At 65.8% G+C, this 24,288-nt stretch carries 23 protein-coding genes; 9 read left to right on the top strand and 14 right to left on the bottom strand.

All coding sequences use genetic code 11. From position 1 onward, the window contains the following. Positions 1-76: 76 nt before the first annotated feature. The gene (locus tag IB275_RS12040; RefSeq protein ID WP_192295163.1) at positions 77-970 is read right to left on the bottom strand and encodes a DMT family transporter; all 894 of its coding nucleotides are present in this window, start codon (positions 968-970) and stop codon (positions 77-79) included. Positions 971-1,100: 130 nt separating this feature from the next. Between IB275_RS12040 and IB275_RS12035 the strand changes: the two genes are divergently transcribed. Next, positions 1,101-1,538, top strand: coding sequence for an Lrp/AsnC family transcriptional regulator (locus IB275_RS12035; protein ID WP_138216592.1), 438 nt, complete (start codon positions 1,101-1,103; stop codon positions 1,536-1,538). Between the two features lie 432 nt (positions 1,539-1,970). Continuing rightward, entirely contained in the window at positions 1,971-2,240 is a 270-nt protein-coding gene (locus tag IB275_RS12030) for a hypothetical protein (RefSeq protein WP_192295162.1), read from the top strand. A 140-nt stretch (positions 2,241-2,380) separates the two neighbouring features. On the opposite strand, the gene IB275_RS12025 is transcribed toward IB275_RS12030, so the two are convergent. The 3 genes from IB275_RS12025 to IB275_RS12015 form a co-directional block, all read right to left on the bottom strand. Continuing rightward, positions 2,381-3,751, bottom strand: a complete 1,371-nt coding sequence (locus tag IB275_RS12025) for a DUF1329 domain-containing protein (RefSeq protein ID WP_081516732.1) — start codon at positions 3,749-3,751, stop codon at positions 2,381-2,383. A gap of 13 nt (positions 3,752-3,764) precedes the next feature. Next, positions 3,765-5,726 (bottom strand): DUF1302 domain-containing protein, encoded by a 1,962-nt coding sequence (locus IB275_RS12020; protein ID WP_138216594.1) that lies wholly within the window; start codon positions 5,724-5,726, stop codon positions 3,765-3,767. A 319-nt stretch (positions 5,727-6,045) separates the two neighbouring features. After that, positions 6,046-6,519, bottom strand: coding sequence for a DUF3859 domain-containing protein (locus IB275_RS12015; RefSeq protein WP_151186696.1), 474 nt, complete (start codon positions 6,517-6,519; stop codon positions 6,046-6,048). Between the two features lie 130 nt (positions 6,520-6,649). Here IB275_RS12015 and IB275_RS12010 point away from each other — a divergent pair, with 130 nt between their 5' ends. The 5 genes from IB275_RS12010 to IB275_RS11990 all read left to right on the top strand — a co-directional run bounded on the left by IB275_RS12010 (position 6,650) and on the right by IB275_RS11990 (position 13,092). Then, positions 6,650-7,516 carry a pirin family protein gene (locus tag IB275_RS12010; RefSeq protein ID WP_192295161.1) on the top strand — a complete coding sequence of 289 codons (867 nt, stop codon included), beginning with the start codon at positions 6,650-6,652 and terminating at the stop codon, positions 7,514-7,516. 146 nt (positions 7,517-7,662) lie between these two features. After that, on the top strand, positions 7,663-8,916 hold the full coding sequence (fucP, locus tag IB275_RS12005) for an L-fucose:H+ symporter permease (protein WP_192295160.1): 1,254 nt from the start codon (positions 7,663-7,665) through the stop codon (positions 8,914-8,916). 173 nt (positions 8,917-9,089) lie between these two features. Continuing rightward, entirely contained in the window at positions 9,090-9,581 is a 492-nt protein-coding gene (locus IB275_RS12000) for a (2Fe-2S)-binding protein (RefSeq protein WP_192295159.1), read from the top strand. Then, on the top strand, positions 9,578-11,815 hold the full coding sequence (locus IB275_RS11995) for a xanthine dehydrogenase family protein molybdopterin-binding subunit (protein WP_192295158.1): 2,238 nt from the start codon (positions 9,578-9,580) through the stop codon (positions 11,813-11,815). Before IB275_RS12000 ends, IB275_RS11995 begins: the two co-directional genes overlap by 4 nt. Continuing rightward, positions 11,812-13,092: a cytochrome c gene (locus IB275_RS11990; RefSeq protein WP_192295157.1), complete on the top strand. Its 1,281-nt coding sequence runs from the start codon at positions 11,812-11,814 to the stop codon at positions 13,090-13,092. The genes IB275_RS11995 and IB275_RS11990 overlap by 4 nt, the downstream gene beginning before the upstream one ends. A 42-nt stretch (positions 13,093-13,134) precedes the next feature. Here the strand turns inward: IB275_RS11990 and IB275_RS11985 are convergent, their stop codons facing one another. The 8 genes from IB275_RS11985 to IB275_RS11950 form a co-directional block, all read right to left on the bottom strand. Continuing rightward, positions 13,135-13,866 carry a dienelactone hydrolase family protein gene (locus IB275_RS11985; RefSeq protein ID WP_192295156.1) on the bottom strand — a complete coding sequence of 244 codons (732 nt, stop codon included), beginning with the start codon at positions 13,864-13,866 and terminating at the stop codon, positions 13,135-13,137. Between the two features lie 141 nt (positions 13,867-14,007). After that, positions 14,008-14,499, bottom strand: a complete 492-nt coding sequence (locus IB275_RS11980) for a YfbM family protein (protein ID WP_192295155.1) — start codon at positions 14,497-14,499, stop codon at positions 14,008-14,010. Positions 14,500-14,557: 58 nt separating this feature from the next. Next, positions 14,558-15,748, bottom strand: coding sequence for a DUF4303 domain-containing protein (locus IB275_RS11975; RefSeq protein ID WP_192295154.1), 1,191 nt, complete (start codon positions 15,746-15,748; stop codon positions 14,558-14,560). Between the two features lie 23 nt (positions 15,749-15,771). Beyond that, positions 15,772-16,821 (bottom strand): SMI1/KNR4 family protein, encoded by a 1,050-nt coding sequence (locus IB275_RS11970; protein WP_192295153.1) that lies wholly within the window; start codon positions 16,819-16,821, stop codon positions 15,772-15,774. A 173-nt stretch (positions 16,822-16,994) separates the two neighbouring features. Next, positions 16,995-18,893, bottom strand: coding sequence for a molecular chaperone HtpG (gene htpG, locus IB275_RS11965; protein WP_192295152.1), 1,899 nt, complete (start codon positions 18,891-18,893; stop codon positions 16,995-16,997). Between the two features lie 130 nt (positions 18,894-19,023). Beyond that, positions 19,024-20,268, bottom strand: coding sequence for an MFS transporter (locus IB275_RS11960; protein WP_192295151.1), 1,245 nt, complete (start codon positions 20,266-20,268; stop codon positions 19,024-19,026). After that, positions 20,269-20,715, bottom strand: a complete 447-nt coding sequence (locus tag IB275_RS11955) for a PaaI family thioesterase (RefSeq protein ID WP_081516718.1) — start codon at positions 20,713-20,715, stop codon at positions 20,269-20,271. It abuts the gene before it with no gap. Then, the gene (locus IB275_RS11950; protein WP_081516717.1) at positions 20,712-21,185 is read right to left on the bottom strand and encodes a PaaI family thioesterase; all 474 of its coding nucleotides are present in this window, start codon (positions 21,183-21,185) and stop codon (positions 20,712-20,714) included. The genes IB275_RS11955 and IB275_RS11950 overlap by 4 nt, the downstream gene beginning before the upstream one ends. Positions 21,186-21,346: 161 nt before the next feature. Here IB275_RS11950 and IB275_RS11945 point away from each other — a divergent pair, with 161 nt between their 5' ends. Further along, entirely contained in the window at positions 21,347-21,568 is a 222-nt protein-coding gene (locus IB275_RS11945) for a hypothetical protein (protein WP_138216606.1), read from the top strand. Between the two features lie 66 nt (positions 21,569-21,634). Here IB275_RS11945 and IB275_RS11940 read toward each other — a convergent pair whose 3' ends face one another. Next, a complete protein-coding gene (locus tag IB275_RS11940; RefSeq protein WP_192295150.1) occupies positions 21,635-22,396 on the bottom strand; it encodes a DUF599 domain-containing protein in 762 nt (253 codons plus the stop codon). A 65-nt stretch (positions 22,397-22,461) separates the two neighbouring features. Then, positions 22,462-22,665 (bottom strand): hypothetical protein, encoded by a 204-nt coding sequence (locus IB275_RS11935; protein ID WP_192295149.1) that lies wholly within the window; start codon positions 22,663-22,665, stop codon positions 22,462-22,464. On the opposite strand from IB275_RS11935, the gene IB275_RS11930 reads away from it, so the two are divergent. Further along, on the top strand, positions 22,660-24,240 hold the full coding sequence (locus IB275_RS11930) for a bifunctional 3-(3-hydroxy-phenyl)propionate/3-hydroxycinnamic acid hydroxylase (RefSeq protein ID WP_192295148.1): 1,581 nt from the start codon (positions 22,660-22,662) through the stop codon (positions 24,238-24,240). The two genes, IB275_RS11935 and IB275_RS11930, sit on opposite strands and share 6 nt — an antisense overlap. Positions 24,241-24,288 lie beyond the last annotated feature (48 nt).

Genomic DNA, 24,288 nt, shown 5'->3' with positions numbered 1-24,288 from the left:
TTGCTTGGTTTCTGCCGCCTACAGGACCTGTGCCCGGCGGCACAGGTTCCCCGGCATTGTCAGGCAAGCACGGATTTCAGCGCCAGGCCAAGCGCCTCAGGTTCAGGCTCCAGCCGCGCTGCATGCCGGCGGCGGCCAGCAGGATGGCGGCCACGCCTAGCCATTGCAATGGGGTCAGGCGGTGGCCGAAGGCGAACCAGTCGACGAAGATCGCGGCGATCGGGTAGATGAACGACAGCGCGCCGGTCAGCGCCGTGGGCAGTTTCTGGATCGCGCCATAGAGCAGCACGTACATGATGCCGGTATGCACGATACCCAGGGTCGCCAGGCTGGCCCAGGCGCTGGTGGCCTGCGGCAATGGCGACAGGTTCGCCCAGGGCGCCAGCAGCAGGACGCCGGTCACCGCCTGGATCAGCGCGATCAGGTGCGGCGGCACGCCGGTCAGGCGCTTGATGATCAGCGCCGCCACCGCATACAGGGCCGCCGCGCCGAGGGCCTGAGCGATGCCGCCCAGATAGTCGCTGCCCACCTGCCCCACCTCGCCGTGTGCGCTGACGATGGCCAGCATGCCGACGAAGGAAACGCCGAGCCAGGCGAGTTTTTGCCCGGTCACCTTCTCGCCGAGGAACAGCGCCCCCAACAACACCAGCAGGAACGGCTGCACGTTGTAGACCGCCGTGCCGATGGCGATGGACGCCCGCGAGTAGGAGCCGAACAGCAGCACCCAGTTGCCGACGATGGCCGCGCCACTGAGCAGCGCCAGGCCGAAGGTGGCGCGGGTGAGAATGCCGGGGCGCAGGAAACCCATGGCCGCGCAGATCACCAGGAGCGTCGCGGCGCCGAACACGCAGCGCCAGAACACCACGTCCAGCACCGGCTGACCCGAGACCACCACCAGCCAGCCGATGGTGCCGCAGATCAGCATGGCGCTGATCATTTCCAGGGTGCCGCGTCTGATGGATTCGTTCATAGATCACCTCCGCTTGTTGGTGATCAGTATGAACAGGTGGATTCGTGCACTCCATCGCCTGGCGCAGGCAAACCCCAGAGATCACCTTTATTATCAAGGCAACTCTTCGACTTCACCTTTCGAGGCAAAGATGACCGACGACATCGACCAATTGCTGATCTCCGCGCTGATGGAGGATTCGCGCCTTTCCCTCAAGGCCCTGGCCCAGGTCAGCGGCCTGAGTTCGCCCAGCGTCGCCGAGCGCCTGCGCAAGCTCGAGGAACGCCAGGTGATCACCGGCTACACGGTGAACGTCGACCCGCGCGCCTTCGGCTACCAGCTGCAGGCCATCGTCCGGGTGCGGCCGCTGCCGGGGAAATTGCAGGACGTGGAGAAGCAGATCCTGGCGATCCCCGAATTCACCGAGTGCGACAAGGTCACCGGGGAGGATTGCTTCTACGCGCGAATGTGCGTGCGCTCCATGGAGCAGCTGGACGAGATCCTCGATCACCTCAACGGCTTCGCCGAGACCAACACCGCCATCGTCAAGAAGAGCCCGGTGAAGCGGCGGTTGCCGCCGATGGCGTGAAGCCCGCCCTACGATCTCTGCCCTACCCGGCGCCGAAAATGATCCCGGCTCGACGTAGGATGGCGTGGAGCGCAGCGATACCCATCAAGCCCGTCCGGCGCCGCACTTCCGAGCCTGCGCACTCCGCAGGGCGCATACAGCGACGCGTTTAATCCGCCCGACCTCACGGCCAGCACGGCTGGATTGACACCCTACCCTTGAGTCCCTAACTTTGCCTCGCTGCCCCACCTGGGCAGTTCGGGATTGGCGTCCCGGAAATAGGAAGGTGCCGAGAATCTCTCGGTACCTGGCATGGTTGCACCTGCGTTATGGGGGGACCGTGCAGGGCATCTTCGGATGCGCCGGTCTCCTATTCCGGTACGCCAACCTGTACGGTCCACCCACCCTGATTGGCGTCAGGACGTGGAAACTCCGCAAATAGGGGATACAACCATGAATTTCACAGCACCATCCCTGCTCCACCTCAAAGACGACATTTCCAACCTGTCGCTCCAAGACGCCGCCGACTGCCGTCATCAGGCCCTGTGCAGTATGCTCACTTTCCTCGCCGGTATTTCCGACCACGGGAATCCGTCGACGGATGTGCTGGCCGGCACATTCGCCGGCCTGGAATACCTCGCAAAAGATTCAGCCCAGCTGTACGCCGCCGCCGAAGCTCGGTCTCGGGCAAAGGCACAGGCACAGGCACAGGCACGGGCGTAGCGGAAGGTTCGGAGCGCTGCCGGACGATGGGTATCGCTGCGCTCGACGCCATCCTACCCGGAGCGCCTGCCTGACCCGTCACAGCGCCCGGGAGACGAAAAAGACAAAGGCCCCTTTCGGGGCCTTTGTCGTTCACACGCTTAGCGCGATGCCTTGCGGCGCAGCGCCGACGGGCTGAAGTTGGAATCGTCCGGCGCCGGCTGACTGAAGTCAGCGGTGCCCGGCTCCTCGTTGTCCAGCCACTGGATGCTGTAGCGGTGTGCCTGGAGGTCGTGGAAGGTGTCCAGCGCAGTCCACACCATCGGCTGCTCGTAGAAGCTCTTCAGGTAGGCCAGCGACACACGCCACAGTTCACCGCGACCATCGTACTGGTCCACCACGGCGGCACCCCAGCTGTCCTCGTCGAGGTAGAGGGTGCGGCGCGAGTAGATGTGCCGCGCGCCGGCCTTCAGCTTGCCATCCACCACCCAGACGCGGTGCAGCTCGTAGCGGGTGTACTTGGGATTGACGTGGCCGGGGGTGAGCAGGTCCTTGTACTTAACCTCCGGGCTGGTGATCTGGTAGTTGTTGTAGGGGATGTAGATTTCCTTCTTGCCCACCAGGGTCCAGTCGTAGCGATCCGGCGCGCCGTTGTACATGTCGGTGTCGTCGGCGGTACGCAGGCCATCGGAGTCTTCGATCGGGGTGTCGTAGGCCAGCGTCGGGGCGCGGCGCACGCGGCGCTGGCCGGGGTTGTAGCCCCAGGCCTGGCGCGGTTCCTTGACCTGGTCGAGGGTCTCCTGCACCAGCGCGCCGTTACCGGCCAGGCGGGCCGGGGCGGTGGTGAAGGTCATGTAGTAGAACATGGTGTTGCCGAGCTTCTCGAAGCTGCCCTTGGGGTCGTAGAAGCGGAACAGCGCCTCGTCCTGCGAGGTCACCAGCGCGTACGCGCCGTTGCGCTGTACACCGGCCTGGGATGAGCGCCGCACGATGTAGGTGCCACGGTAGCGGGCGATGTGGTTCCACACTGCTTCCACGCCGCTCTGCGGGATCGGGAACGGCACGCCGCCGTAGGCATCGGAGAAGCCGTTGCCACCTTCCACCAGCTTGGCGCTGGTGGCGTTCTTGTAGATGTTGTCGTAGATCCACTGCGGCGCCGAGCCGGTGCGGTGGGTCTCGTAGACCGGCATCTGGTAGCTGTCCGGGTAGGCGTTGAACAGCGCGATCTGCCCCGGTGTCAGGTTGGCCTTGTACTGGTCGAGGTTGGCCTTGGTGATGACGAACTTGGGCTTCTCGCCGGCGAACGGGTCGACATGGTGCGAGCCCGGCCCCTTGTAGCCGGCGGGCGCAGAAGTCAGGCCGCCGCTCCAGGCGGGGATGCTGCCGGCGGCGTTGCCGGCCTTTTCCGCGCCCATGGGCGTCAGGCTGCTCTTGAGCTGGGCGGCCTGGTCGGCCGAGACGGCAGCACGCGCATCGGTGACGGCCAGGGCCGTCAGCGTGGCAAGGACGATCAGGGAACTCTTCTTGTACATGGTTCTCTCCGGATCAGAACGAGTATTTCGCGGTGATCGAGACGTTGTCGCGGTCACGCGCGGAGTTGCTGGAGCCGGCGCCGTAGTAGCTGGTGTACTGGGTGCCGACCTCGAAGGTGTTCAGGTAGCTGGCGTCGATGCCGAGGGTGTAGGCCTTGCGGCCTTCGATGAAGTTGCCGGTGCGGTCGGAGTTGCCGCTGAAGTCCTCCTGGTAGACGGCGTAAGGCGAAAGCTTCACCCCAGCGTAGACGTCGTTCCAGCTGCCGGTGAGCAGCAGCGTGTAGCCGTAGCTGTCGCGGCTGATCTGCACGTCATCGTCATTGCCGCCGACGTAGGCCTTGTCCTGGGCGCCGACGAACTTGCGCTTGCTGCCATCCCAGGCGGTGTATTCCAGGCTGCTGCCGCGGATGTGCTCGGAGGCCAGCTCGGCCACGCCGGTCATGGAGTCGAAGGTCAGGTGCGGGCCGAAGTTGTAGATGGTCGACAGCGAGATGTTGTAGGTCTCGGCACGCTCGTAGTTCTCGAACAGCTCGCCACGGCACAGCTGCTTGCCGGCCACCGGGGCGCAGGCCTGGCCGGCCGGCGTGTTGGCATCGAACAGGTTGGTCTGACCAAGCACGCCCTGGGTCAGCAGGTCGCCCAGCAGGTCGTCGGTGGCGGAGATGCTGATCGGCATGTTCGGCCGGTAGGCGATCTCACCGGACACCGAGGCGTCGCCCAGGGTCGTGTTGAAGCTGAAGCCGTACATGCGGATGTTTTCGACGTAGTCACGGCGTGCTTCGGCGTTGCTCGCCATGTCCAGCGTGGCCAGCCCCGGCACCGCTTCGCCCAGGCCCAGCGGGCCGAGCAGCGAGTTGAGTTCGTCGACATCAACCCCCTGGTAACCGCGCAGGTCAACCGCGATCTGCGGCTCCTTGGCGTGGTAGTTGACGAAGTAGAAGCCGAACTCGGTGGAGTTCAGTTCCTCGGCGATGTAGCGGAACGCCACGCCGAACTGGCCGCTGTCGCTGGCTTCGATGTCCTTGCCAACGTTGGCGACCTTGAAGGTGCCGGTATTGGGGTTCAGGTAGGAGTTGGGCCCGTGCGGCCCGTTGCCCAGCAGGCCGAGGGAAGCCACGGTCGGGTAGCCGGCCAGCAGCTCCTTGATCAGCGGGTTGTCCTCGGTGGTGTAGGCGGTGTTGCCGCCGTCGCTGAACAGGTCGGTGTCGGAGAAGTAGGTGCCTACCGAGTCCAGGCGGGTCTCCTTCCACTTCCACTGGTAGAAGCCTTCCACCGAGAGGTCGTCGGTGAGGCCGAAGTTGAGGCTCAGCGCCTCGGTCGGCACCAGCACTTCCTTGAGTTCCGAGCCCGGCAGGTGGAAGCGCGCGGCGTCCACCGGGTTGATGGTGTTGATGCCACCCCGGTAGAACACGCCCTCGCCCCAGTTCAGCACCTGGCGGCCGACGCGGCCGGTCAGCGGGTGCTCGGCGACGTCCCAGCTGCCGGACAGGTAGGCATCCAGCAACTCGGCCTTGCGCCCGGCGATGTGGCGGGTGTCGTCGGTGAAATGATCATCCTGCGGGAACGACTGGCTGGGACGCTCCACGCCATTGGTGGTGTCGTAGTAGTCATTGCGCTTGTCCATGATCTGCGTGTCGTAATAGGCAGTGCCACGCATGAACAGGCCGTAGTTCTGGTACTTGGCCGAGAGGTCGGAGGTGAGCTTGAAGACCTGGGAAACCAGGCCGGTATCGAAGTTGCGGTTGCCGTCGTCGGCGTTGATGTCGCTGATGTTGCTCTTGTCACGCCCCTGCACGCGCCACATGGCGCCGTAGGACAACGTGCTGTCGAGCGAGCCGGTGATCTCGTTCTCTGCCAGCTTGAACTCCAGGGCCTGGGCCGACCCCGCCACCAGCAGCGGCAAGAGTCCCATCACCGCCCCCGCCCGCCGCGGCGCCCAGAAAATGGACGAACGCGCACCCAATCGACTGTTCATAGACAGCATTACCTCCATGGCCAAGATTTATCGCCCCGGTCATTGCGGCCGGCGCTGTTCTTATTCGTTTCTCGGCTGCCGACGACCTCGGAATAACCGGGCCACCGTGCAGTAACACTCCTGCCAGAGCGCTTGCGGGCGCCTTGGCCCCCACTCCTCTTCTGCTTGCACGCCGGGAGTTGGGACTATCGTGCAGGCAAAGTAACAAACTGTTTCTCCCCTGCCAATGGAAAGGATGTAATCCGTGCCTTTCAACGGGCAAAGAAAAGCCCGGCACATGGCCGGGCTTTTCTCTTACAGATAGTTCACACAGCGAGACTTACTCGACGGTGAACGTCTTCTCCGCCAGCAGGCGGTCGCCCTGGAACACCATGAAGCGCCACTGGCCCTGGACCACCTCGTGGTTCTCGGTGAACTGGTAGGCCATCACGTCGGTGGGCGCGCCCACGACCAACTTCTGCACGACCTCGAGCTTGTCGTGGCGCTGGCCGTCGGGGGTCACCACGCCGGGAGTGAAGTACAGCAGGGTCAGCGGCGTGTCGCCTTCCTGCTTGCCGCTGAGCTGGTAGCGCATGCCGAACTTGGTGCCCAGCTTGGCCGGAACGCGAGTGGTGGACTCCAGCTGCTCCTTGCTGCTGGTCAGCACGCGCTCACCGGGCTGGTAATCCTTGTAATTGCTGACGAAGACGCCGTACTCCACCGGGCCGTTGACGCGCACTTCGGCAAAGGCCGAGGAAGCGAAGGCACAAGTCAGGGAGAGAGCCAGGACTGCTGGCAGGCGGGAAATGGACATGTCGCGCTCCTTGTTGGGGTCCGCGCGAGGCTATGACATCGCCGTGACAGCCTGATGACAGCTTGACGCCGTACGGGTCGGTGCGGCGCCAAGCGTCTATCATGCGTGGATCGGACCACTGGACACCACCATGAGCGACAGCCTGCTAGCCATCCGCCCGCGCGCCGAAGACGTCGAGGGCGTGCCTATCCTGCGGCCCCTGCCCTCGGCCCAGCGCCGCAGTGTCGGGCCCTTCGTGTTCTTCGACCACATGCTCGAAAGCAGCTTTGCGCCGGAGCACGGCATGGACATCCGCCAGCACCCGCACATCGGCCTGTCCACCCTCACCTACCTGTTCGAAGGCCAGGTACAGCACAAGGACAGCCTCGGCTCGGACCAGCTCGTGCTGCCTGGCGACGTCAGCTGGATGACCGCCGGGTGCGGCGTCGCCCATGTCGAGCGGACCCCGGCCAACCTGCTGCACAGCGGCTCGCGCCTGCACGGCCTGCAGGTCTGGCTGGCCCTGCCTCGGGAGCTGGAAGGCTGCGAGCCCAGCTACAGCCACCACGCGGCCGCCAGCCTGCCGGAAAGCGACAGCCTGGGCGTGCGCATCCGCATGATCGCCGGCTCCGGCTTCTGCCTGGAGTCGCCGGTGCCGGTGCGTTCGAAGACGCTCTATGCCGACCTGCAGTTGTCCGCCGGCGCCACCCTGGCGATCCCCGACGAACACCCCGAGCGCGCGCTATACCTGATCGAAGGCGAAGCGCTGCTGGGCGATGAATCGCTGCCGTTGCACCAACTGGTGGTTCTGCCCGAGGGAGCAACCTTCACCCTCTCCGCCTGTGGCGACTGCCACGCCGTGATGATCGGTGGCGACGCGCTGGACGGGCCCCGGCGGATGAACTGGAACTTCGTCGCCAGCGACCCCGATCTGATCGACAGCGCCCGCGCCCGCTGGGCCGCCCGTGACTGGCCGACGGTGCCGGGCGAGCAGGAACGCATCGAACTGCCGCGCTAGTCGTACAGAGACGCCGATCAGAAATCGCCGCCACGCAGTCGAAACCGGCGAATGCCTGAGGACTTGCGCAGCGGCTTGCCGCACCATCGCGCGCCCCGAACCCTTGCCGACGGCAAGCCCGCTACTTCTGGCCCAAGGAGTCCGTGATGGACCAGTCGACCGCCAACCGCCACACCAGCGCCCTCACCGTGCTGACCCTGCTGTTCTTCATGTGGGGCCTGATCACTTCGCTGAACGACATCCTCGTACCGCACCTCAAGGCAGTCTTCACCCTGTCCTACGTTGAGGCCTCGCTGGTGCAGTTCTGCTTCTTCGGCGCCTACTTCATCATGTCCTTCCCCGCCGGGCGACTGGTGGAGAAGGTCGGCTACAAGAGCGGCATCATCGTCGGCCTGGCCACCGCCGGTATCGGCTGCCTGCTGTTCTACCCGGCGGCCGGCGCGCAGTCCTACCCGTTCTTCCTCGCCGCGCTGTTCATCCTCGCCTCGGGCATCACCCTGCTGCAGGTCGCGGCCAACCCCTACGTGAACATACTTGGTCCGGCGGCCACCGCCGCCAGCCGGCTGAACCTGACCCAGGCCTTCAACTCGCTGGGCACCACGGTCGGTCCGCTGGTGGGGTCGGTGACCATTCTCGCCATCGGCGCCGGCGCCGCCTCGCAGATCGGCAACTCCGCCGCCAGCGAAGCGGACTCGGTGAAGACCCCCTACCTGGTGCTGGCCGGCCTGCTGTTCGCCATCGCCGTGCTGATCGCCCTGTTCCGCCTGCCAAAGATCCACCACGGCGAGCCCACCGACGGCGTGGCCGGGCGCCAGTCGATCTTCGCCCACCGCCACCTGGTCTTCGGGGTCATCGCGATCTTCTGTTATGTCGGTGCCGAGGTGTCCATCGGCAGCTACCTGGTCAGCCTGATGGGCCAGCCGGATATCGCCGGGCTGCCGGCGGACCAGGCCGGCAAGTACCTGTCGTTCTACTGGGGTGGTGCCATGGTCGGCCGCTTCATCGGCAGCGCACTGATGCGCGCCATCGCGCCGAACCGCCTGCTGGCCTTCAACGCCGTGGCCATCGCCGTGCTGATCGTCATCGCGCTGAGCATCGGCGGGCACGTGGCGATGTGGGCGCTGATCCTGATCGGCCTGTTCAACTCGATCATGTTCCCGACCATCTTCTCCCTCGCTCTGGAAGGCCTGGGCAACCTCACCAGCAAGGGCTCCGGCCTGCTCTGCATGGCTATCGTCGGCGGCGCCGTGATGCCGCTGGTGCAAGCCTTCTTCGCCGACCGTATCGGCCTGCTGCCTTCCTTCGCCGTACCGCTGGTGTGCTACCTGTACATCGTCTGGTTCGGCGCACGCGGCTATCGCGCCGACCAGGCCTCCACGGCTCCCGCCGGCAACGCCTGACGCTGATCCCTGACGGGGCGCAGTACCTGCGCCCCTATCACCTGATTCCTACAGCCCTTTCGGCCTGCGCGCCCTAGCTGGCGTCAGGCTGCTCCCGAAGACTTCCTTCCTTTTCCCTACGCCCGGCCGACGCCAGGTGTCGGGCATGACACTCTCAGGAAGGAGCCCACCCCATGGCTGATCCCCTCTCGCTGGTCGTCAACGGCCAGTCCTGGCCACTCGCTGTGGCAGCCGATACGCCCCTGCTGTACGTCCTGCGCAACGACCTGCAGCTCAACGGTCCCAAGTTCGGCTGCGGCCTGGGCGAGTGCGGCGCCTGCACCGTGCACCTCGATGGCGTCGCCACCCGCTCCTGCATCACGCCAGTCTCCGCAGCCCTGGGGCGCCAGGTCACCACCCTGGAAGGCCTCGGCACGCTGGAAGCCCCGCATCCGGTGCAGCAGGCCTTCATCGACGAGCAAGCCGCGCAGTGCGGTTACTGCACCAACGGCATGGTCATGACCAGCGCCGCCCTGCTCGAGCGCAATCCCAAGCCCAGCGACGAAGAGATTCGTCAGGAACTGGCCTACAACCTGTGCCGCTGCGGCACCCATGTTGAAATCCTCAACGCCGTGAGAAGGGCCGCCGGCCGCAGCGGTGACGACGGACAGGGGAGCCCCGCATGACCCCGCTCAGCCGCCGCAACTTCCTCAAGGCCGGCGGCGTGCTGCTGGTCAGCGTCCAGCTGCCACGCCTGTCGCTCGCACAGGGCACTGACGCCACGCTGCCGCTCGATCAGGTCGACAGCTTCATCGCCATCGCCGCCAACGGCACCATCACCGCGGCCTGCGGCCATGTCGACCTGGGCACCGGCATCCGCACTGCCCTGAGCCAGATCGTCGCGGAGGAGCTGAATGTCGATATCCATCAGGTGACCCTGCTGCTGGGCGATACGCGCTACACCCCCGACCAGGGGCCGACCATCGCCAGCTCGAGCCTCCAGGTCAGCGCCATTCCCCTGCGGCGCGCGGCGGCCGAAGCGCGGGAATTCCTGATGCAACGCGCGGCACAGGTCCTGAGGACCGACATCCGGCAGCTCGACTGCGCTGACGGCGCCATCTTCGTCAAACGCAAACCGGCGCGCCGTATCGGCTATGGCGAGCTGCTGCAAGGGCAGCGCTTCGAGCTGAAGATCGACGCCAGCGCGCCGCTCAAAGCACACAGCGAATACCGGGTGGTCGGCCATTCGGTACCGCGCCTGGATATCCCGGCCAAGGTCACCGGGGGGCTGACCTACGTGCACGACATGCGCCTGCCGGGAATGCTCCACGGCCGCGTGGTGCGCCCGCCCTACACCGGGGCTGACGTTAACGCGCCCCTGGGCCGGAGCCGGCTGGAAGTCGATGAGCAATCCGTGGCCAGGTTGCCCGGCTTCGTCCGCCTGGTGGTGATCGGGGACTTCATCGGCGTGGTGGCCGAGCGCGAAGAGCAGGCGATCCGCATCGCTCGGGCGCTGAAGGTCCGCTGGAAAAGCTGGAGCGACCTGCCGCCGCTAGGCCTCGACGACCTGGAAAAGACCCTCCGCGAGCACCCCAAGCAGCCACGCATGCTGCAGGACGACGCGCAGATGGATGCCGTGCTCAGGCAGGTCGACCGTCCGCTGCAGCGCACCTACGTCTGGCCCTACCAGCAGCACGCTTCCATCGGCCCGTCCTGTGCGTTGGCAAACCCCGAGGATGGCGTGATGAAGGTCTGGTCCGGCAGTCAGAATCCCCACGACCTGCGCGCCGACCTGATAACGCTGCTGGGCATGCAACCCGAGCAGGTCGAAGTCATCAGGATGGAAGCCTCCGGCTGCTACGGGCGCAACTGCGCCGATGACGTGTCCGCCGACGCCGCCCTGCTCGCCCTGGCTGTCGGCCGCCCGGTGCGTGTGCAATTGATGCGCGAACAGGAACACGGCTGGGAACCCAAGGGCTCGGCGCAGCTGATCGAAGTCCGTGGCGGGCTGGACAAGGACGGCAACGTGGCCGCCTACGACTTCGCCACCTGCTACCCCTCCAACAACGGCATCAACCTCGCGCTGCTGCTCACCTCGAAGGTGGACGCCAAGCCCCAGGTGACGCGGATGGGCGACCGCACTGCCGTGCCGCAGTACGCCTACCCGCACATGCGCGTGGTCTGCAACGACGCCGCGCCCATTGTCCGGGCGTCGTGGATGCGCGGGGTGTCGGCATTGCCCAACGTCTTCGCCCACGAGTCCTATATCGACGAACTGGCACAGATGGCCGGCGCCGACCCCATCGAGTTCCGCCTGCGCTACCTGCACGATGAGCGCGCGGTCACGCTGATCAGGGCACTGGCAGCTTCCGCCCACTGGCAGCCGCGCGCCTCACCCAACCCGCAGGCGCGCCAGGGCAATCTGCTGGTCGGCCGCGGCTTCGCCTATGCGCGGTACTTCCACAGCGACTTCCCGGGGTTCGGTTCGGCCTGGGCCGCCTGGATCGTCGGCGTCGAGGTCGAACCGCACACTGGCGCCGTCCGCGTGACCGACGTCCACGTCGCGCAGGACTGCGGGCAGATGGTCAACCCCGACGGCGTGCGCCATCAGGTCCACGGCAACGTGATCCAGGCGACCAGCCGGGCACTGATGGAGTACTCGACCTTCGACCGCAGCGGGGTCACCAGCCTGGAATGGGGCAGCTATCCGATCCTCGGGTTCCCACAGGTGCCGAAGATCACCGCGCTCCTGCTCGACCGCCCCGGCACCCCGCCGCTGGGGGCCGGCGAGTCCACCTCGGTGCCCAGCGCCGCAGCCATCGCCAATGCCCTGTACGACGCCACCGGCGTGCGCTTCACCCGTCCACCGTTCACGCCCGAGCGGGTTCGCGCCGCGCTGCAGGAGAAACAAGCGTCATGAACAAGACCTCTCTGGCCATTATCGGCGGGCTGGCCGCACTCGTCGCGACGGGAATGATCGCCACCGGGAAACCGAGCATCGCTCCGATCGACCCGCCGGCTGCCCAAAGCTTCAGCGCCGAAGCCATCGCCCGCGGGCAGCAGTTGGCTGCGCTCGGCGACTGCGCGGTGTGCCACACCCGTGACGGCGGCGCGCCACTGACCGGCGGTCGCGCCATGGTGACGCCCTTCGGCACGCTCTACACCTCCAACCTCACTCCGGATCGCGAGACCGGTATCGGCGTCTGGTCCTTCGAAGCCTTCAAGCGGGCGATGCGCGAAGGCATTTCGCGCGAGGGCGACTACCTCTACCCGGCCTTCCCCTATACCGCGTTCACCCGTGTCGGAGACGAAGACCTGCGCGACCTGTACGCCTACCTGATGACCCGCCCGACCGTCGTAGCGGATACGCCGGACGACCGCCTGCCCTTCCCCTACAACCAGCGCCGGATCATGGCGGGCTGGAACTTCCTGTTCTTCGACAAGGGCGTCTTCCAGCCGCAGCCGCATCGCGATGCCGCGTGGAATCGTGGCGCCTATCTGGTGGAAGGGCTGGGTCATTGCAGCGCCTGTCACACGCCACGCAACGCGCTGGGCGCCGAGCGCACCGGCAAAGATCGCTTCGCCGGCGCAACGGTGGACGGCTGGCAGGCTCCGCCGCTCAACGGTGGCAGCAAACCCGCCATCCCGTGGACCCAGGCGACGCTGTACGACTACTTGCGCAACGGTTTCTCGCGCTACCACGGAGCCGCCGCCGGCCCGATGGCGCCAGTAGCCGCCGGGCTCACGCAGCAACCGGACGCGGACCTGCAGGCCATGGCGCGCTATCTTGCGACCTTCCTCCCGGAGCAAACCGGCGACTTCTCGCCGGAGCAACGGGCCGTCGAACTGGAGCAGCGCACCTACGGCACGCTGCAGCCCGTCAGTGGCAGCGGTGGTCGGATATTCAATGGCGCCTGCATGGCCTGCCACCATGACGGCGACAACCCGAAACTCAATGGCGTGCGGCCATCGCTGGCGGTGAGCAACAACCTGCATGCGGCCACGCCGGACAATCTGCTGCGGGTGATCCTGGACGGCATCGGCCACCCGGCGCGGCCGGAGCTGGGCTACATGCCGGCCTTCCGCAACAGCCTCAACAATGAGCAGATCATCGCGCTGGCGCGCTATCTGCGAGAGGACTTCGCCGGCCTGCCAGCCTGGCCGGACCTGGAGTTCAAGGTGGCCAAGCTGCGTTGAATCCGGCAGGGGGGAGCGGCGCGACGCCCTCCCCCGATCCGGTCAGGCGCCGAAGCGTTCGTCCAGCAGGTCGAACATCGCAGCGAAGGCGCGACGCGCCACCTTGGCGTCGTACTGCATCTTGCCCGGTACCTGCGCGTGCGGGTCGGTGAAGGAGTGCGCGGCGCCGCCGTAGCTGGTCAGGGCCCAGTCGACATTGGCGGCGGTCATTTCCCTGGCAAACTCGCCCAGCTGCTCGCGCGGCACCAGCGGGTCGATGGCGCCGTCGAGGACCAGCACCGCGCCCTTGATGTTCTTCGCGTCCGCCGGGTTCGGCGTGTCCAGGGTGCCGTGGAAGGAGACGGCGGCGGCCACCGGAGCGCCATCGCGGGCCAGTTCCAGGGAGCAGCAGCCGCCGAAGCAGAAGCCGAAGGTGGCCAGCTTCGCGGTGTCCAGCGGTGCCTTGCCGGCCTGTTCCAGCAGCGCCTTGAGCGAGCCCTGCATGCGTTGGCGCAGCAGCGAGCGGTCGCTCTTCAGCGGCATCATGGCGGCGAGGGCCTGGTCCGGACCGTTGGGACGTACATCCTTGCCATAGAGGTCGGCCACCAGCACCACGTAGCCGCGCTCGGCGACCTTGCGTGCGGTGTCCAGGGCACCCTGGCTGACGCCCATCCAGTTCGGCGCCATCAGCAGGCCGGGACGCGGCGCAGTGCTGGAAGCATCGAATACCAACTGGCCTTCGAAGGCCTGGCCATCGACGCTGTAGGCGACGGGTTGCACGCTGATCTGACTCATCGGGGTAGTCCTCTGGTAAATGCCGGGGATGCCTATCGAACCGGGAACAAGCCTACTCGACTATCTCGGGTTCGGTGGGTGATTGTTTCAGGGCAAGCAGCAGCAGAAGGCACAGTGCAAGGCCTCTGCTGCGTCCACCCTTCAGTAGATGCTGACGAGCACATGTCGCTGCTCAGTGGCGCAGACATGATAGAAGTCGCGCAGTTCCCGGAAGGCTGCTTCGAGTTCAGTCTTTAGCTGCACAGGATCGTCCGTCCAGATCTTCGGGTAGAGTTTGGCCTTGCGGAACCTGGCGAAATCGGCGGCGGCCAGCGCCTCATCGATCGACACCGTATCGAGCGCAGCGACGATAGCCGGCAGTTCCTCACTTCTTGTGCAGGCAATGAAATCCTCGCAATCGAAGACCTGCACACCGACCACCGCCTCGCTGAGCGGGTTGCCTTCGATCGGCGAACTGGCCGACACGCCGGTGAGCAGGAAGTGCAGGCCATCCCACAGCTTGTCCAGCCCGACTTGCGGGCAGTCTGCTTTCTCGAGCGCTTCGGCCAGATCGAGCAACTCTTCAGCCGGCGCTTCGCCGAGGCGCTTGAGCGCGGCGTCATCCACGCTCAGATAGACGGCCTGGATTCCCATGTTGATTCTTCCCGTGTGCGTTGAAGTTCCAGGGCTTGTCGCGTTGGTCTGGTGAGCATCACTGCTGTTCGAACTCCTCCAGCACATCGCGGGCATGCTCGCGGATGAAGGCCCACTTCGAGGTCAGCCCCCGTTGCGCCGCCACCACTTCGTCGGCTCGCAGCGTGCAGAAGCCACAGCCAGGCGCCAAAGCCTCGGCGACTGCTGGCGCAATAGCCGGGTGTTGCTCCAGCACCGCTTCGAGCGGGCGGTAGTCCAGGGGCTGGTGCTTGCCACGATCGCGGAAGGAGCGGTAGGGAGCGCTGAGCCCACGCGCGGCCACTTCGGCGGGCAAGCCGTTCAGATACGCGGCAATCAGGTCCATGCGGTCGAGCCGTGCCAGGGCTGAGGCGGCCCAGGCACGCTCGCTTTCACTGGAAGCCTCGCTGCACAGGGCGGTTTCCAGCGTGCTGATGACGTCGGGCGTCGAGTGGTTGATCTCGGCCAGCAGCATGCTCGCCTGCCACGCTTCGCCGGCACTACGCCCGGCGACGACGTCGAGCAGCGCCGGTACGGCGGCTTCGCCCAGGGCGCGGACGAGGGCGTCGTACTCGCCGAGCAGCGGTCCGGGCGCAACCGCCCGCACGGCTTGCGGCACCACGTCGGCGACCTGCTCCACAAGCGGCAACGCCGCGATGCGCGCACGTTCGCGCTCGGCCTCGTCGTACATCGGGAAGTGCCGCAGCAACTGCGCGCGGGTCAGGCTGAGCGGCACCAGGTCGCCCGCTTCATCGGTGGCAACGGCGATGAAGTGCCTGTCGACCAGACCCTCCTTGAGCAACTGAGCACGGGCCCGCTTGGCCGCACGGGGGAAACAGTGCAGGAAGCGGTCATAGACCGCCTCCCAGGCGCTGAAGCTGCCCTTGGCCGTGGCTTGCGCGAACTCGGCACACTGCGTCGCCCATTGATCCTGCTCGTCGCCCGGCTCGAAGCCATGATCCTCGGCGTGCTGGCTCAGGTCCGGGCCGGACCAGCGCAGGTCCTCGCCATCGTCGTCGTAGTCTGCGGCCACCTGGGCCAGGACCTCTTCCGTAGCGACCGTCACCATCGGCCAATAGAGCACCGAGCCGTCGCCGTAGAACTCGTGGAACATCGCGCCGTAGACGGTCTCGTCCGGATGGTCACGGCGAATCTTGCGCACTGCATTCACCATATGGTCCACGGCGACGTTTTCCAGGGCCTTCCAGTCGAACTTCTGCTTCGGGGGCATCCTTACTCTCCGCTGGCGCTGAACTATCCTGACGGTTCGTCTATAGCCACCAGGGTACGAACCAACCCGGCCGCGTAGTCCGCCGCGAAGCGGTAGCCACCCTCGACGTCAACGATGCTGCCGGCGGCGAGCCGTGCATCCCACCAGTCACTGAGGAAGCCAGGGGCATAGCCGCCGGTGCAGAATCCGTAGGGGTCGGCCACATAGCTGGTGGTCAGCATCAGGGTGTAGCAGGGGCGCCGGTAGTCGCTCTGCTCCCGGGAGCAGTCATGGAAGTCTTCATACGACTCGGCGAGCTTGAGATGGGAGAACAGCCAGAACATCGCGTCGTACATCAAATGCGAATCCGCGTCGGCATGCAGGGCGAAAAAGCCCTTGGCGCGGACGATCCGTTCGGCCAGGCGGCGGATGCGCAGCTCGCCATCGGGCAGCTCGGCCGCCGCTGCTTCCAGCGCGCGGCTCAGGAGGGGCGACAGCGTGCCGCGCTGCACCGTGGCGAGGTCGGCTTCGAGGGTTTCCGCGTCGTCGTTGAACTCATCCTCGCTGACCAACCCGCGAATGAAGGTCGCGAAGTCCGGTGCGACCTCGGTAATCGCGTAGTCGGCTTCCTGATCGACATGCACCACCCGTGGCTCCCCCTGCGGCCCGCACTGGCGGTAGTCGAGCATGATCATCTCGTGCCCGGCGCTGGGAGTATTGGCGATACCGATACCGATGTCGGGATAGCCCCACTCGGCGCGCATGAAGGCCGAGCCGAGATCACCGCACAGCGAATACGCAGCGCTGCGCCCGATGGCGTAGAGGCCAGTGATCGCGATGTGATCCTCGGCCCAGCCGGTCGGTTCATTCATCGGGTAGCAGCAGCGCTCGACAGCACCACCATTGCGCAGGCGCGCCAGCTCCACGTAGGCATCCGGCAAGCGATAGCCGCACTCCGCCTCGATCTGCCCAATCAGTTCGTCGCTGGGGGCTGGCTCGGTGTAGTGGCTGAGCGAGTAGTCGCCATCGTCCCAGAAGCCTTCAAGATCGAAGCCTTCGAAGGCCCCGGTAGTTCTTGCGACAGGTTGCGTCATTCCATTCTCCCTTGGGGGGCGCAGCATTTCGTGTTGGCGCCGAGTCAGCTTGCCGAGCGCTTGATGGCCTGCGTCGGCATATCCTTGCAGCGGTCTTTGACAGTCCTGCGCAATGAAAAACGCCACGATTCCAGCACTGAAATCGTGGCGTCTGTTTCAACCCTCGCAGAGGGTTAGGCGGAAAGCTCCACCAACAGCTTGTTCAGGCGGCGCACGTAGGCGGCCGGGTCCTTCAGGCTGTCCCCCGCGGCCAGGGCGGCCTGGTCGAAGAGGATGTGGGTCAGCTCGCCGAAGCGGTCTTCGTCAGCTTCCGCGTCGAGCTTCTCGATCAGCGGGTGGGCCGGGTTGAATTCGAAGATCGGCTTGGCTTCCGGCACCTTCTGCCCGCTGGCCTCGAGAATCTGGCGCATCTGCAGGCCCAGGTCCTGTTCGCCGATGGCGAGGATCGCCGGCGAATCGGTCAGGCGATGGGATACGCGCACCTCGGCGACTTCATCGCCCAGCGCGGCTTTCAGACGCTCGGCCAGGCCCTCTTTGGCCTTGGCGATCTCTTCCTGTGCCTTCTTGTCCTCGTCGGAGTCCAGGCTGCCCAGGTCCAGGTCGCCACGGGCGACATCGACCAACTGCTTGCCATCGAACTCCGGCAGGTAGCTCATCAGCCACTCGTCGATGCGGTCGGTGAGCAGCAGCACTTCGATGCCTTTCTTGCGGAAGACTTCCAGGTGCGGGCTGTTCTTCACCTGGGCGAAGCTCTCGCCGGTGAGGTAGTAGATCTTGTCCTGGCCTTCCTTCACGCGACCGATGTAGTCGGCCAGGGAAACGCTCTGCTCGCCGCTCTCGTCGCTGGTGGAAGAGAAGCGCAGCAGGCCGGCGATCTTGTCCTTGTTGGCGAAATCCTCGGCAGGGCCTTCCTTCAGCACCTGGCCGAAGTTCTTCCAGAAGCCCTTGTAGGCTTCGGCGTCGTTGCTCGCCAGCTTCTCCAGCATGTCCAGGGAGCGCTTGGTCAGCGCGGACTTCATCGAGTCGACGATCGGGCCGGACTGCAGGATCTCGCGGGAGACGTTCAGCGACAGGTCGTTGGAGTCCACCACACCCTTGATGAAGCGCAGGTACAGCGGCAGGAACTGGTCGGCCTGGTCCATGATGAACACGCGCTGCACATACAGCTTCAGGCCGCGCGGGGCCTCGCGGTGGTAAAGGTCGAACGGCGCGCGGGCCGGGACGTAGAGCAGCGAGGTGTACTCGAGCTTGCCCTCGACCTTGTTGTGGCTCCAGGTCAGCGGGTTCTCGAAGTCATGGGCGATGTGCTTGTAGAACTCCTGGTATTCCTCGTCCTTCACCTCGGTGCGCGGACGGGTCCAGAGGGCGCTGGCGCGGTTGACCACTTCCCACTCGGTCTCAGCCGGGGCGTCTTCGCCAGCGGCCTCTTTCGGCAGCTCGATGGGCAACGCGATGTGGTCGGAGTACTTCTTGACGATGTTGCGCAGGCGCCAGCCGTCGGCGAACTCGTCTTCGCCGTCCTTGAGGTGCAGGACAATGCGGGTGCCACGTTCGGTCTTGTCGATGCTCGCCACATCGAACTCGCCCTCGCCTTTCGACGACCAGTGGACGCCCTCGCTGGCCGGGGCACCGGCGCGGCGGGTGAACACGTCCACCTTGTCGGCAACGATGAAGGCGCTGTAGAAGCCCACACCGAACTGGCCGATCAGGTGGGAATCCTTCTTCTGGTCACCCGAGAGGTTCTTCAGGAAGTCGGCGGTGCCGGACTTGGCGATGGTGCCCAGGTGCGCGATGACTTCCTCGCGGCTCATGCCGATGCCGTTGTCTTCGAGGGTGACGGTCTTGGCGTCCTTGTCGAAGCTCACACGGATCTTCAGCTCGGCGCCGCCTTCGAGCAGCTCGGGCTTGGCCAGGGCTTCGAAACGCAGCTTGTCGGCGGCGTCGGAGGCGTTGGAAATCAGTTCGCGAAGGAAGATTTCCTTGTTCGAATACAGGGAATGAATCATCAGGTGAAGCAGCTGCTTCACTTCGGTCTGGAAGCCCAGTGTTTCTTTTTGAGTCTCCGCGCTCATTGTTTCTCGCTCCGAGGATGACAAATGCCGCGTCATGCGGCCGATGTCAGCGAGATGGGGGCTTCCCGAACCAATTCAAGGGGTTGGCGAAAAAACGTCGGCACATCGACGGCAGAGCGCCGGCGGACGGTCAGTGCGCCGGCAACTCGATATCGGTGATTTCGCTGGGGCGCAGCGTGTAGCTGGCCTCGCCCGGCCCCTCGATGACCCGACGGATGACAACACGGCCGTCGGCATTCAGGCCGACGAAGACGCCCTCGGCGGTGCGCCCGCGCTCGGTGGTCACGCGCATGCTGCGGTTGATGTAGCGCTGCGGGTTGGCCTGCAACCGCTCCAGCGCCAGGCGACCGCTTTCCGCCGCCGGCGGCACCGAGGCGCTCGTTGCCGCCGGGGCAGGCGCAGGAACCGGTGCTGCGGAGACGCTTGCCGCCTTCAATCGCGGATAGTGGTCGCCGCGCACACCCCAGCCGCGCGTCGGATTCTTCTCCAGCTTCACCTGCAGGTCTTGCGTCTGCCCGTCCATCTCGACGGTCAGCGGGACCTCCTGGGAAGCCCGCTGGGTATCCAGCGTCGGCATCCGGCTGATGGCGACGTCACCCCGGGCGAAGCGGCGCTGCAGGTAGTCCTGCACTACATAGCGCAGGGTGTCGCGGGAGTCGAAGCGGGTATCCACCTCGCCATCGCGGTAGCGCAGGCGGTCGGTGAAGACCTCGATGTTGCCCGACAGCGTGGTCTGCATCTGGGCCGGCAGCACCAGGTGGAAGACGCCTTCCATGCGGTTGGGGGCCTTGGGCGTCAGGTCCAGGTGCAGGCTGTAGCCGCTTTGCAGGCGCACCGCCTCGGGCAGGTCCTGGCCCGGCGCGAGCCAGCTGACTTCGATTTCCGGCAGGCTGCCCTTGTCGTCGGGCAGCACATCCAGCCGGAGCGGGCCGCTGACCGGCGCCGCCAGGCGCACCTGGACTTCGCGATGGGCATAGAAATCCTGCCCTTCGCGCAGGCTGAGCACGCCGTCGATGAACTCGGCCTGCTCGGGCACGAACGGCTTGCCGTTGAGCTCGCCACGCAGGTCGATGGCCAGTTCAGGCTGCACGACCGGTTCAGGCTTGAGCCATTCGAGGCGCAGAATGGCCTCCAGGCGCGCGCTGTCGTGGCTGGCCAGCAGGGTCAGGCCGACCACCAGCGGAATGCAGCCCAGCCCACCGAGGGCGACAGCACTGCGCGCATGGCGCCAGTGAATCAGGACGAACAGCAGCGCCAGCGGCGGCAACAGGCTGGCAAGCCCCCAGAACAGGCTGCGCTCGAAGGCGCGGGCGATGAGCCAGACGTACCCGGCGAGGGTCAGCAGCAGGCCGAGCAGGATCAGCAGCGTGTCCATTCAGGCGCCGTCGACCTTGAAGTGCGCGCGGGCGGTGGCGATGGGCTCGGTGCGGGTGGTCTGCCAGGCGGTGATGGCGACGTTGGCCACGCGCCGGCCCTGGCGCCAGACCTGGCACTGGGCGTAGGTATCGCGGAAGTGCCCGGCGCGCAGGTAATCGATGGAGAAGTCGATGATCTTGGGCATGTGCGGGATGCCCATGAACATCAGCAGGTGCAGCAGCGCCGATTGCTCCATGAAGCCGGCGATCACCCCGCCATGCAGGGCCGGCAGCGTCGGGTTGCCGATGTTGTCCGGGTTGGCCGGCAGGTGGAAGATCGCGTCGTCGCCCAGGCGCAGGCAGCGGATGCCCAGCAGCCTGGCGTAGGGAATCATGTCCAGCAGCGGATCGTAGTTCTTGCTCTCGTGCGCCGCGCGCACCATCGCCTCGATGTTCACCGCGCTCATCCCTGGCCTCCCTCGACGTCACGCTTCACGGCGCCGGCGGAAACCGCCTTGCCCATGCGCATGAAGGTGCCGACCACATGGGCGATGGGCTCCGAGGGATCGTCCTGGTAGGCGTAGCCGCGGGTAAAGATGATGTTCGGGGTGACCCGGTAGCATTCGGCGAACCCGTAGACGTCCTTGTGCGGCTGCGCCGGGTGCATGTAGTCGATGCGCAGGTCCAGGGTCGGGCATATCTCGAACTGTGGCAGCACACAGACGGTGGAAATGCCGCAGGTGGTGTCCATCAGCGTGGTGATGGCGCCGCCGTGGATCACGCCAGTCTCCGGATTGCCGACGATGGCCTCGCTGTAGGGAAGCCGCAGGGTCAGGCCGGAAGCGTCCGCCGCGTGCGCGCTGATGCCCAGCAACTGGCAGTGGCGCAGCGCCGACAGGAAGCGCTGGGCGCGCTCCAGGAGTGGGTTTTCGGACATGGGAGGGGTCGACCGATTGACTGCACGGGGCCGCATCATACCCCGTGCGTTGTCACTCCTGCAGTGATGGATTACAGGGCCTGCGGAATATTCGTTGAACTAATTCACACAACCTCTGTTCAAAGGGCTAACACCAGGAAAGCCGCACATGGAGGCTCCGCATGAAAAAAACCCTTCCCTTCGCTCTGCTGATCGTTGCCGGTCTCGGCCTTGCCGCCTGCGACAAGAAAGAAGAGCCGAAAGCGCCGGCCGCACCCGCCGCGACCGAGCAGCCGGCAACTCCGGCGCCGACCACCCCGCCGGCACCTGAAGCCGCCCCGGCTGCTCCGGCTGCCCCGGCCACCGCGCCGCAGGAGCCCGCCGGCGAGCAGAAGCAGCAGTAACAGCGCTTTTTCCGCACAAAACAAGGCCCGCACTATGCGGGCCTTGTCGTTTCTGTCGTTTGCCAGTCAGCCGCTGGGGGGAATGTCATTGTCCCGTGGCGCGTCACCCTGCAGCGTCGGCGTGTAAACCATCACGTGGAGCACGTTGGAGTGGAATTCGCGCTGGTACAGCACGCCCACCACCCCCGCCGTCACCAGCATGAAGATCCACGGGTTGATGAACCAGGCCAGCATCGCCAGGGCAAAGTAATAGGTCCGCAGCCCCTGGTTGAACTGGTGCGCCGCCAGCGACACCACGCGCGCCGCCCGTTCGGCGAAGGACTTGCGCTCGAGCTCGCCGACGTTGCGCTCCCCCACCATGGGCGCGGAGCCGATCAGCACCGCCGCGAAGTTGTACTGGCGCATGCACCAGCTGAAGGTGAAGAAGGCGTAGACGAACACCACCGCCAGGCACAGCAGCTTCAGCTCCGACAGCCCGCGGGTCGGCGCCGTGACGAAAGGCAGGTCGGCCAGCACGGAGATCGTGCGCTCAGCGGAACCCAGCAGGGTAAGGATGCCGGCCAGGATGATCAGGGTGCTGGAGGCGAAGAACGAGGCGTTGCGCTCCAGGTTGCCGATCACGCTGGCGTCCGCCACGCGGTTGTCGCGCAGCAGCACGCGGCGCATCCAGTCCTGGCGGTAGAGGTGCAACACGCTGGCCAGGCACGCGGTGTCGCGGGCTTTGGTCTTGGCGTAGCGGGTGTAGCCGATCCAGCAGAAGAGGAACCAGAGGATGGCAAGCAGGTTCCAGAAATACTGGATGTCGAACAGGTCGACGACGTCGGTCATGGATGTCCTTGCGATTCGAGACGGGATGAAGTCAGTACGCAGCCGATAGACGCCAGATCCTACCCTCAAGACACGATTTCTGCTGCCCAGGGCAACACCCTCCTCCGCTGCGCCCCGCCATCAACATGCCTGTCCAGGGCCCCGGTCAAGCTGGAAGAATTTCTTACTAAAAAACCAATATTGACGAATTCATCATTTTTGTTAGATTCCGCCTCACCCGGATCAGCAAGAATCCGGGCCCACTTCTGGCTGCGGATCTCCCAATGCATAACAACAATGAGCTCCTTCCCGAATCGGTCGATGTCCTGGTGATCGGCAATGGCCCGGTCGGCGCGACGCTGGCTGCCCTGCTCGGCCGTTATGGCGTGGACGCCCTGGTGATCGACAAGGCCCATGACATCCTGCCCATGCCGCGCGCCATCGCCCTGGACAATGAAGCGCTGCGCATCCTCCAGCTCGCCGGGCTGGAGGAAGACGCGTTCGAAACCGTGGTCATCCCCCAGGTGAAGATGCACTGCCCCATCGTCGGCCAGTTCGGCCAGGCCAACACCAGCGGCCGCATCGACGGCCACCACAAACTGGTGACCTTCTACCAACCGGACCTCGAACAGGCGATGCGCCGACAGGCCCGGCACTACGAGAACCTGCGCTGCCGGGGAGGCCTGGAACTGCAGGAGTTCACCCAGAACGACTGCGGCGTCAGCGCCACCCTGCTTGACGGAGCCGGCGTGCAGCACCACGTACGTTGCCGCTATTTGGTCGGCGCGGACGGCGCAAGCTCGCGGGTACGCGGGTCGATCGGCCAGGAATTCAACGGCCAGAGCTATTCCGAGGACTGGCTGATCGTCGATGCCGGCTCACGCCAGGGAAAGGCCATCGACCACGTCGAATTCCTCTGCGACCACCGCCGGCCGACACCGCACATGCCCGCCCCCGGCGGCCGCGAGCGCTGGGAGTTCATGCTCCGCCCCGGCGAAACCCGCGACGAAATGGAAGACCAGGAGCGCATCCGCAGCCTGCTGGCGCCCTGGATCGAGCCGCAGCACCTGACCATCGAGCGCCAGGCGGTCTATCGCTTCCACGCCCGCTGCTGCGAACGCTTCCAGCAGGGTCGGGTGTTCCTCGTCGGCGATGCCGCGCACATCACTCCGCCCTTCGTCGGCCAGGGGCTGGTGGCCGGCTTGCGCGACGTGGCCAACCTGGCCTGGAAGCTCTCCTGGGTACTCCAGGAACGCGCCTCGCCGCGGATACTCGACAGCTACGATCAGGAGCGCCAGCCCCACGCGCGGGAGATGATCGACCTGGCCAAGCTCATGGGTCGCCTGGTCATGCCCGGCAATGCCCTGGCCGCCGCCCTGATCCACGGCCTGATGAAGGCACTGCGGCTGATCCCGGCGGCACGGCGGCACTTCGAGGAGCTGGACATCAAGCCCAAGCACCGCTTCCGCCGCGGCCTGTTCGTGCGCAGCCCGCGGCAGGCACGACTGGTCAGCGGCGGGCTGTTCCCCCAGGGCTGGGTGCGCAACGCCGGACGCATCTGCCTGAGCGACCAGTTGCTGGGCGATCGCCTGCAACTGGTCGGCCTGGGCACCGACCCGCGCCAGTGGCTCGACGCTGCGCAACAGCAGCAATGGCTGGAACTGGGAGGCAGCTTCCTGCAGATCGTCCATGCCCGCGACGACAGCCGCGTGGATCTCGCCGAAACCCTCGACGGATCACTGCTCGCGCCCTGGCCTGATCCGGCGCTGGTGGTGGTGCGCCCGGACCGCATCATCATGCATCAGGGCCGGCCCGAGCAGGCCGCCGAGTTGCTGCGCCATTGCCAGGCGCTGCTGCGGGCATGAGCGGGTACCGGTTGGCCATGGGCATCCCGTATCATCGCGGCAGCCCCG

It is taken from the genome of Pseudomonas sp. PDM21 (assembly GCF_014852505.2).
Classification (GTDB): Bacteria; Pseudomonadota; Gammaproteobacteria; order Pseudomonadales; family Pseudomonadaceae; genus Pseudomonas.
The sequence above is the reverse complement of the archived record's forward strand: the minus strand, read 5'-3'. Positions and strand labels throughout refer to the sequence as shown.

Excerpts from the sequence above, each read along its gene's own strand:
- IB275_RS12040 (WP_192295163.1), bottom strand. The coding sequence starts at position 970 with ATGAACGAATCCATCAGACGCGGCACCCTGGAAATGATCAGCGCCATG.
- IB275_RS12035 (WP_138216592.1), top strand. The coding sequence starts at position 1,101 with ATGACCGACGACATCGACCAATTGCTGATCTCCGCGCTGATGGAGGAT.
- IB275_RS12030 (WP_192295162.1), top strand. The coding sequence starts at position 1,971 with ATGAATTTCACAGCACCATCCCTGCTCCACCTCAAAGACGACATTTCC.
- IB275_RS12025 (WP_081516732.1), bottom strand. The coding sequence starts at position 3,751 with ATGTACAAGAAGAGTTCCCTGATCGTCCTTGCCACGCTGACGGCCCTG.
- IB275_RS12020 (WP_138216594.1), bottom strand. The coding sequence starts at position 5,726 with ATGAACAGTCGATTGGGTGCGCGTTCGTCCATTTTCTGGGCGCCGCGG.
- IB275_RS12015 (WP_151186696.1), bottom strand. The coding sequence starts at position 6,519 with ATGTCCATTTCCCGCCTGCCAGCAGTCCTGGCTCTCTCCCTGACTTGT.
- IB275_RS12010 (WP_192295161.1), top strand. The coding sequence starts at position 6,650 with ATGAGCGACAGCCTGCTAGCCATCCGCCCGCGCGCCGAAGACGTCGAG.
- fucP (WP_192295160.1), top strand. The coding sequence starts at position 7,663 with ATGGACCAGTCGACCGCCAACCGCCACACCAGCGCCCTCACCGTGCTG.
- IB275_RS12000 (WP_192295159.1), top strand. The coding sequence starts at position 9,090 with ATGGCTGATCCCCTCTCGCTGGTCGTCAACGGCCAGTCCTGGCCACTC.
- IB275_RS11995 (WP_192295158.1), top strand. The coding sequence starts at position 9,578 with ATGACCCCGCTCAGCCGCCGCAACTTCCTCAAGGCCGGCGGCGTGCTG.
- IB275_RS11990 (WP_192295157.1), top strand. The coding sequence starts at position 11,812 with ATGAACAAGACCTCTCTGGCCATTATCGGCGGGCTGGCCGCACTCGTC.
- IB275_RS11985 (WP_192295156.1), bottom strand. The coding sequence starts at position 13,866 with ATGAGTCAGATCAGCGTGCAACCCGTCGCCTACAGCGTCGATGGCCAG.
- IB275_RS11980 (WP_192295155.1), bottom strand. The coding sequence starts at position 14,499 with ATGGGAATCCAGGCCGTCTATCTGAGCGTGGATGACGCCGCGCTCAAG.
- IB275_RS11975 (WP_192295154.1), bottom strand. The coding sequence starts at position 15,748 with ATGCCCCCGAAGCAGAAGTTCGACTGGAAGGCCCTGGAAAACGTCGCC.
- IB275_RS11970 (WP_192295153.1), bottom strand. The coding sequence starts at position 16,821 with ATGACGCAACCTGTCGCAAGAACTACCGGGGCCTTCGAAGGCTTCGAT.
- htpG (WP_192295152.1), bottom strand. The coding sequence starts at position 18,893 with ATGAGCGCGGAGACTCAAAAAGAAACACTGGGCTTCCAGACCGAAGTG.
- IB275_RS11960 (WP_192295151.1), bottom strand. The coding sequence starts at position 20,268 with ATGGACACGCTGCTGATCCTGCTCGGCCTGCTGCTGACCCTCGCCGGG.
- IB275_RS11955 (WP_081516718.1), bottom strand. The coding sequence starts at position 20,715 with ATGAGCGCGGTGAACATCGAGGCGATGGTGCGCGCGGCGCACGAGAGC.
- IB275_RS11950 (WP_081516717.1), bottom strand. The coding sequence starts at position 21,185 with ATGTCCGAAAACCCACTCCTGGAGCGCGCCCAGCGCTTCCTGTCGGCG.
- IB275_RS11945 (WP_138216606.1), top strand. The coding sequence starts at position 21,347 with ATGAAAAAAACCCTTCCCTTCGCTCTGCTGATCGTTGCCGGTCTCGGC.
- IB275_RS11940 (WP_192295150.1), bottom strand. The coding sequence starts at position 22,396 with ATGACCGACGTCGTCGACCTGTTCGACATCCAGTATTTCTGGAACCTG.
- IB275_RS11930 (WP_192295148.1), top strand. The coding sequence starts at position 22,660 with ATGCATAACAACAATGAGCTCCTTCCCGAATCGGTCGATGTCCTGGTG.
- IB275_RS11935 (WP_192295149.1), bottom strand. The coding sequence starts at position 22,665 with ATGCATTGGGAGATCCGCAGCCAGAAGTGGGCCCGGATTCTTGCTGAT.